The sequence below is a fragment of the Nonomuraea terrae genome (assembly GCF_004348995.1).
GTDB classification, from domain to species: Bacteria; Actinomycetota; Actinomycetes; order Streptosporangiales; family Streptosporangiaceae; genus Nonomuraea; species Nonomuraea terrae.
Genome location: NZ_SMKQ01000301.1, coordinates 1 through 7,749, shown reverse-complemented (window position 1 = coordinate 7,749; position 7,749 = coordinate 1). Strand labels below are relative to the sequence as shown.

6 protein-coding genes are annotated in these 7,749 nt (G+C 72.8%); 2 read left to right on the top strand and 4 right to left on the bottom strand.

Annotated elements, in window-relative coordinates:
* Positions 1–263 precede the first annotated feature (263 nt).
* Positions 264–1,925, bottom strand: a complete 1,662-nt coding sequence (locus tag E1286_RS44260) for a catalase (protein WP_132622949.1) — start codon at positions 1,923–1,925, stop codon at positions 264–266.
* Positions 1,926–2,011: 86 nt separating this feature from the next.
* Positions 2,012–3,112: a winged helix DNA-binding domain-containing protein gene (locus E1286_RS44255; RefSeq protein WP_132622947.1), complete on the bottom strand. Its 1,101-nt coding sequence runs from the start codon at positions 3,110–3,112 to the stop codon at positions 2,012–2,014.
* A 208-nt stretch (positions 3,113–3,320) separates the two neighbouring features.
* Between E1286_RS44255 and E1286_RS50980 the strand changes: the two genes are divergently transcribed.
* Positions 3,321–5,180: a serine/threonine-protein kinase gene (locus tag E1286_RS50980; protein ID WP_246075681.1), complete on the top strand. Its 1,860-nt coding sequence runs from the start codon at positions 3,321–3,323 to the stop codon at positions 5,178–5,180.
* A 17-nt stretch (positions 5,181–5,197) separates the two neighbouring features.
* Here E1286_RS50980 and E1286_RS44245 read toward each other — a convergent pair whose 3' ends face one another.
* Positions 5,198–5,671, bottom strand: coding sequence for an IclR family transcriptional regulator (locus E1286_RS44245; RefSeq protein WP_223190912.1), 474 nt, complete (start codon positions 5,669–5,671; stop codon positions 5,198–5,200).
* Between E1286_RS44245 and E1286_RS44240 the strand changes: the two genes are divergently transcribed.
* Positions 5,637–6,554 carry an FAD-dependent monooxygenase gene (locus E1286_RS44240; protein ID WP_246075680.1) on the top strand — a complete coding sequence of 306 codons (918 nt, stop codon included), beginning with the start codon at positions 5,637–5,639 and terminating at the stop codon, positions 6,552–6,554. The two genes, E1286_RS44245 and E1286_RS44240, sit on opposite strands and share 35 nt — an antisense overlap.
* Here the strand turns inward: E1286_RS44240 and E1286_RS48585 are convergent.
* On the bottom strand, positions 6,551–7,749 hold a 1,199-nt coding region (locus tag E1286_RS48585), incomplete at its 5' end, for a WD40 repeat domain-containing protein (protein WP_425464798.1). The two genes, E1286_RS44240 and E1286_RS48585, sit on opposite strands and share 4 nt — an antisense overlap.

Below are 7,749 nucleotides of genomic sequence, written 5' to 3'. Positions count from 1 at the left end.
CTCGTCGGGCCTCGGGGCGTTCAAGGCCGCGCTGCACCTGCGCGGGATCATCGACTGCCCGGTCACCGCGCTGCCGCAGATCCCGCTGAACGACGACGAGACCCGCCGGATCGGCAAGCTGCTGGAGGACGCCGGCCTGCTGTGACCAGGCCGGCGTCAACCAACCGGCCCCGGCATGCTCCCGCGGCGGCCCAGACCGGCGTCCGCGGCGGCCAGGGCACGCTGGGGCAGCGGCCCAGGCCGGCGCCCGCGGCGGTGTCGCGTCACGCCTCGGCGTGAGCGGCCCGCTCGTTCGGGACGCAGTGGGTCATCTTGAGGTCCGAGACCTCGCGGGGGCCGTTGCTGCCCAGCTTGGCCAGGCGGTTGCGGTCCTCCTCCGTCAGGTCCTGGCTCTGCAGCGGCTCCAGGTGGGCCACGTCGTCCGGGCGGATGCCGAGGCCCTCGCCGACGCGCAGCCCCAGATCGTCCTCGGCGAGCAGGCAGTGCCAGACCATGCGCTCCTGGATGACCCGGTCGCAGTCCTTGAGCGCCGTGACCAGGTTGTGCACGAGGTCGTCGCGCTCCCACTGCTCCATGAGCAGGTAACGCTGGCCCGCCTGCGTGTAGTCGTTCGTGCGCGGGATGCGCTTACGGGTGAGCCGGCCCGAGATGACGGGCCCGACATCGTCGGGGTGCCCGAACTCGGCCTCGCGCAGCCCGTCGCGTACCGACGGCTCGTAGTTGATGTGCGGGCTCTCCCCGGCCGTGTCGACGAAGTACGTCATCTGGCCGTCGCGCTGGTTGGTCCGGATGGCGGCGTTCCTCGCCTGGTTGACCGGCAGCTGCAGGTAGTTCGGCCCCACCCGGTAGCGCTGCGTGTCACTGTAGGAGAACGTCCGCCCGACCAGCATCTTGTCGTCGGAGAAGTCGAGCCCGTCCACGAGCACGCCGGTGCCGAACGCGATCTGCTCGTTCTCGGCGAACTGGTTCTCGACGTTCCTGTTGAGGACCATGCGGCCGACCGGCTTGGCCGGGAACTCGTTCTCGGGCCAGACCTTGGTGTCGTCCAGCGGGTCGAAGTCCAGCTCGGGGTGGTCGTCGTCGCTCATGAGCTGCACCAGCAGCTCCCACTCCGGGTAGTCGCCGCGCTCGATGGCGTCGTGCAGGTCCTTCGTGGCGTGACCCAGGTCGTTCGCCTGGACGGCGGCGGCGTCGGCCGCGGTCATGCTGCGGACGCCCTGCTTGGGCATCCAGTGGTACTTGACCAGGAACGACTCGCCCTGCGCGTTGACCCACTTGTAGGTGTTCACGCCGAAGCCCTGCATGTGCCGGTAGTCGGCCGGGATGCCGCGCGGGCTGAACAGGTTGACGAGCATGTGCATGCTCTCCGGCGTCTGCGACATGAAGTCGAAGATTCGGTTCGGGTCCTGGCGGAACGTCACCGGGTCCGGCTTGAGCGAGTGGATGACGTCGGGGAACTTGATGGCGTCCCTGATGAAGAAGACGGCCAGGTTGTTGCCCACGAGGTCCCAGTTGCCGTCCTCGGTGTAGAACTTGATCGCGAAGCCGCGCGGGTCGCGGGCGGTCTCGGCCGAGTCGCGCCCGCCGATGACCGTCGAGAACCGTACGGCGACGTCGGTGCGTTTGCCGGGCTCCTGGAAGAGCTTGGCCCTGGTGTACCTGCTGATCGGCTCGTCGCCGATCTTGCCGTACGCCTCGAAGGAGCCGTAGCTGAGCGCTCCTCTGGCGTGCACGACCCGCTCGGGGATGCGTTCGCGGTCGAAGTGGCTGATCTTCTCCAGGAACTGGTAGTTCTCCAGCGTCGCGGGGCCGCGTGCGCCGACCGTGCGCTGGTTCTGGTTGTCGTGGACGGGGTGCCCCTGACGGTTGGTCAGCACCTCGCGCTTGTCTCCGGGCTGAGAACCCATGCCGGAAACGTCGGTCATCGTAGCGTTCCTTCCCCTGGATGCGTTCCAACCTCGCCTGCCCTCGAACCTGGAACGAAAACCGCAGGTCAGGGCCCTTGCGCAGGTCAGGGCCTGGAAGGGCCGTCGAACACCCTCACCTCGTGTTCGTCGTCAGGGGCCAGGAAATCCAGCAGCCGCCGCGCCTCCTTCTCGATCTCGTCGAGCGCGCCGACCGGCTGCCAGAGGTGCAGGCCCAGGGTGGAGACGCCCTTGGCGCGCGTGACCGTCCAGTCGCCCGCCATGACGCCGTCGGCCAGGATGGCGCGCGGCGCCACGTTCGCCCGTGCGAACCCCTTGAGCACCTCCTTCGCCCGCTCGGGGATCACTCTCGACCGGTCGGCGTGCGACAGGAACAGGTTGTCGAAGTCGGACATGAGGCGGGGAGGGGCGGGGACGTCCTCGGGCGGGCGTACGGCGCCGGGCAGGTCGTACAGGGTCCTGCCGTTCTCGTCGCGGAACCGGACGAGGTCCAGCGACTCGACCACCTCGCCCAGCCGGGTCAGGCCCGACCAGGTCTGCGCGTCCATCACCGACGCCGGCCCGAACGCCGCCAGATAGCGCAGCACCAGCTCGGCCGGGGTCATGGGCGGCGCCTGGAGACCCAGCCACGACTCGGCGCTCGTGTGCGCGATCGGGCCGCTCCTGCCCCACAGGCCGCGCGGCGGCACCTGGACCAGCGGCACCAGCCAGCGCACGCCCATGCTCAGCGCCTGCGGGTCGTGCCCCGGCCACCGCTCGGCCAGCGTCCGCCCCAGCTCGGCGAACGTCAGCGGCCGCTCCTCCAGCAGCGTCCGTCCGGCCGCCGCCAGCTCGTCCAGGTCGACACCCGCCAGTTCGCGGCCGTACGCGCCCTTGGTGCCGCGCCCGGTGACCTCCTGCAGCAGCGGACGCATCGCCAGGCAGTCGCGGGCCGAGACCAGGTGGATGGTGGAGCGCTGCAGCACGATGCGGACGAGCTCACGCGAGAGCAGCAGCCCGGCGGCGTCGGCGGGGTCGAAGCCCTCGATGCGGTTCCACAGGCCGGTGTACCAGGTGTGCGGGGTCTGCGCCTGCAACCCCGCGAGGTGCTCCACGACCTCGACCACGGTCCGGTCGGTACGGCGCAGCAGGTGCTGCCTGTCGAGCGTGGCCCGGTTGAGCGCCCTGCGGCTGATGAGGAGATCCATGGAGGACAAACTAGGACCTATTGCGGCCACCCTCGGACCGCGATACGTCCCGGATGCCCCCTCTCGTATCCGCCCGTGGCGTTGCGCGGCGCTTCCTCCCCAGCCGGGTCTTGGAAAGAAGAGCCTGGTCAGGACCGTGTGACTCGATCTCGTCTCTGATAACGCTTCTCATGGCCGCGGGCGGCGTGTCCGGCCTACGCTGCTCTGCATGGGCAATCGGGTGATCGACGGCCGCTTCGAACTCGTGGAGCGGCTCGGCGGCGGGGGCATGGGCCTGGTGTGGCGGGCCTGGGACGTCGCCCTGCACCGCGAGGTCGCCCTCAAGGAGGTGCGTCCGCCCTATCCGTCCATGGACGGGCACGACGGCGCCCGCGGGCTGCGGGCACGGGTGCTGCGGGAGGCCCGCGCGCTCGCCCGGCTCAACCACCCGCACGTCGCCACGATCCACCACATCGTCGACCCCGGTGAGCACGGCTACCCGTGGATCGTCATGGAGCTGGTCACCGGCGGCTCGCTGCAGGACCGCATCCAGCGCGGCCCCATGCCGCCCGCCGACGCCGCCCGCCTCGGCCGCGAGGTGCTGTCCGCGCTGCGGGCCGCGCACGCGGTCGGCATCCAGCACCGCGACGTCAAACCCGCCAACGTCCTGCTGCGCGAGGACGGCCGGTCGGTGCTGAGCGACTTCGGCATCGCGGCCGTACGCGAGTCCACGAACCTGACGGCCACGGGGGCGTTCATCGGCTCGCCCGAGTACATGGCGCCCGAGCGCATCAACGGCGTCGAAGGCGATCCGGCCTCCGACCTGTGGTCGCTCGGCATGATGTTGTACGTCGCCGTCGAGGGGCGGCATCCGCTGCGCAGGAGCACCACGCTGGCGACGCTGGCGGCCGTGCTCAACCAGGACGTGCCGCCGCCCGGACGCGCCGGGCCGCTCGGGCCCGTCCTGAAGGCGCTGCTCACGCGCGACCCGGCGGCCCGGCCGGACGCCGAGACCCTCGACCTCATGCTGGCCGCGGCGGCCGACCCGGGCGAGGCCCCCGCGCCTCCCCACGCCACGGGCTCGGCCCGGCATCCCAGGGCGTCGGGTCACCATCCCAGGACGCCCGCCCCCATGGGTCCGGCCGAGCGTCCCTGGACGTCCGCGCAGCCCGACTGGGACCCCTGGACGCCGGCGCAGCAGGGGACACCGGACGGGGATCCCGGAGCGTCGGCGCGGCACGGCGGAACACCGGACCGGGATCCTTGGACTCCGGCGCCGGACGCAGGGACGCCCGGCCGGAATCCCTCGACGCCGGAGCAGCCCCCCATGGGATCGGCCCAGCGGCCCGGAGGGCCGGCGTCCATGGGGTGGGCCCAGCGCTCCGGGGGGCCGGTGTCGTCGTCCGGCGCCGTCCCGCCGGACGGGCCGGCGTCGTGGGAGGTCCCCGGGCCGCGGCCCCGCCGCCGCGGCGGCGCGGGAGCGGCGGTGGCGCTGTCGTTGTCGGCGGTCGTGGTGGCCGGGGTGCTGGTCTGGCACTTCCTCCCCGCGCCGGGGATGGGCACCGTCCCGTACGCCGGCCGGGTGACGCCCACCTCCGCCCCCGGCCTGCCGACCGGCTCACCGACCGGCACCGCGGAGCCGGAGGAGGAGAACCTCCTGACCCCTTCCGGCATCCGGAGCATGATCACCAAACTCCGCCCGGTCATCGGCGGCAGCAAGATCGTCGAGATGGTGGTCTACCCGACGTACGCCTCCATCGACGTACCGCTCAAAGACGACCCCGAGCTCTACGACACCTACGCCTACCGTGACGGCGCGGTCATCCACGCGGGCAGGGGCGGCAAGGTCGGCACGCCGCTGGTCGACCTCGGCGCCTTCGACTGGGACGCCATCCCCGCCCTGCTCAGGAGGGCCAACAGAGACCTCGGCGTGCCCAAGCCCACCTCCCGCTACCTCATCGTCGACCCCGACTACGCCTTCGCCGCGATGCGGCAGGTGCTGCTGGTCTACGTCTCCGACGGCTACCGCTCCGGCTACCTCGTCGCCAGCCCCAAGGGCAAGATCCTCAAGCTCTACCCGGACGACTGATGGCGTCCGGTGCCCGTTCAGATGCCGCGGGCGAGACCGGACTCGATGGCGAGCGCGGCGTGGGAAAGGGCGTCGACCAGTGATGGCAGCCGGTGCCGGTCATAGCGCCCGCTCGGCATCGACACCGACAGGCCGGCGAGGGCGTCCCCGTCCCGGGCCCGGAGCGGCACGCCGATCGCCACCACGCCGCGCTCGGAGCGGCCCTGGTTGAGCACGAAACCGTTGCGCCGCACCCGGGCCAGCTCCGTACGCAGCCGTTCCAGGTCGGGCCGGTCTCCGGGACGGTCGGTGTACCGCTCGGCCGGGTAGACCGCCTCGAGCTCCTCGTCGGTCAGCTCGGCCAGCAGGAGCAGTCCCGCCGTGGTGCGGTGGGCGGGGAACACCATGCCCTCACGGGAGCCCACCCGCAGGCTCTGGAAGCACTCGACGCTGGCGATGAACCGGACCGTGTCCCCGGTGCGCACCGCCAGGTTGACGGACTCGTCGAGCACGTCGACCAGCCGGTGCAGGTGGGCAGGGCCACCGCCCGCAGCCGGGACACGACCGAGGGGGAGTGGGCGGCGAGCTCCAGGACCGGGCCGGCCCGGTAGAGGCGCCGAGCTCCAGGACCGGGCCGGCCCGGTAGAGGCGCCGAGCGCCCTGGACCGCGACGTCCGCGACGTCGATCTCAGCGAGGTCTCGGTCCACGTCGGCCCGCGCTGCCACTTCGTCCGCTACGGGCTGCGCGGCGGCGAGATGCTCAACCAGGTCGCGGTCTTCGAGTCCCCCAAGGCCCTCGCGGGTGAGGAGGACTGGGGCACACCCGACGAGCTCGACCACGCCTTCGCCGCGACCTGCCCGGACGTCCAGGCCGGCATCCCGCTGATGTGGCGCGACCGCTGGTGGCGGATGTTCGACCGCGACCCCATCATGACGTGGGTCGACGGCAACATCGCGCTGCTCGGCGACGCCGCCCACCCGCCGCTGCAGTACATGGCCCAGGGCGCGGTCATGGCCATCGAGGACGGCTGGGTGCTCGCCAAGCACGTCGCCGCGCGCCGCGCCGATGACGGCTCGATCGACTGGCGGGGCGCCCTGGCGGCCTACGAAGCCGTCCGTCCCGAACACTGCCGACGCGTCCTGACCACGGCCCGCGCCTGGGGCGAGCTGTGGCACCTGGACGGCGTCGCCCGCCTCCGGCGCAACACGCTCCTGCGGGCCCGCGACACCCACGACTACTCGTTCACCGATTGGATCTATGGCCCCACGGCGCTGACACCCGAGGAGGAGCCGCCCATGTTCACGCCGATCCCGCTGGATTCCGTCGACGTCTCCGGCCTCACCGACTCGGCTCGGTCCGCCGCTTCCGGGAACGCCACGCCGACAACGGCCTAGCAGATGTCGCGGTAGCCGCTCTCCGGGATCAGGCGGGTCCACTCCGCCCTGCTCAGCGGGCCGCCCGCGCGGGCGCACACCTCCCGCACCGCCAGCGCCGGGTCGACCGCCGTCTCGCGTACGGTGCCGTCGAGGGCGACGCCGCGCAGCCGGCGGCCGTCCTGGCTGAAGGCGAGCCCGCCGGCCCACGAGCCGATCTGGCCGACCTCGCGCAGCGTACGGGCGTCCCACAACGACGTCCGGGTCGCGTCCACGGCCAGCAGGTCGCCGTCGGGGGAGAAGCGCAGTTCGTCCACCGGCGCGGGGCCCGCCTCGATCGTGCCGAGAGGCGTGCGATCGCGGGCGTCCCAGAGGAGCACCGGGCCGCCTTCCAGCCCGAACGCCAGCCGGTGGCCGTCGGGCGAGAACGCCAGCGCGGTCGCCTCGGCCCCGTCACCGGCGCGGGCCGCGCGTTCCAGCGGGGTGACCTGACCCGTCCGCAGGTCGAGCAGGCGCGCGCCGGCGGCCAGGGTCGTGCCGTCGGGGCTGAAGGCCAGCGCCGGAGCGCCCGCCCCCTCGTACGCCTTGATGCGGCGGCCGGTGCGGACGTCCCAGGTCTCCACGACGCCGCCGCGCGCCGTGGCCAGCGTGCGGCCGTCGGGGGAGAGCGCCACGGACGGGACCTCGCCGCCCGCCTCGATGGCGGCCACCCGCCTGCCGCCGGCCACCTCCCACACGGTCACCGGGTCGCCCGCGACGGCCAGCAGCCGACCGGCCGCGTCGAACGCCAGGTCGCCGGCGGCGTCGATGCGGCCGAGCGTCGTGTGCCGCACGGCGTCGGTGAGCTCGATCGTGTTCCCGACCTCCTTGGCGGCGACGCGGCCGTTGCCGGAGAACTCGGCCACGTGGTCGTCGCCGGACGGCGCCGGCAGGCCGGAGACGTCGAGCGAGACGACGGAGCCGGTGGCGGTGAGGTAGCGCAGGACGCGGCCGTCGGCGGAGAATGCCAGGCCGTGGCCGGGGTCCCTCAGGGGGTAGGAGCCGGTCAGGCGGCGTTCGGCGACGTTCCAGACGCGTACCTCGCCCTCGCCGGGCAGGGCGAGCAGGCGGCCGTCGGGGCTGAAGACCGGCGGCCCGGCCGAGGCGCCCGGCACGACCTCGACGCCGTCCCGCACCTCGACGCCCCACCCGGCCGCATCCCGCCCCGGCCCCGGGA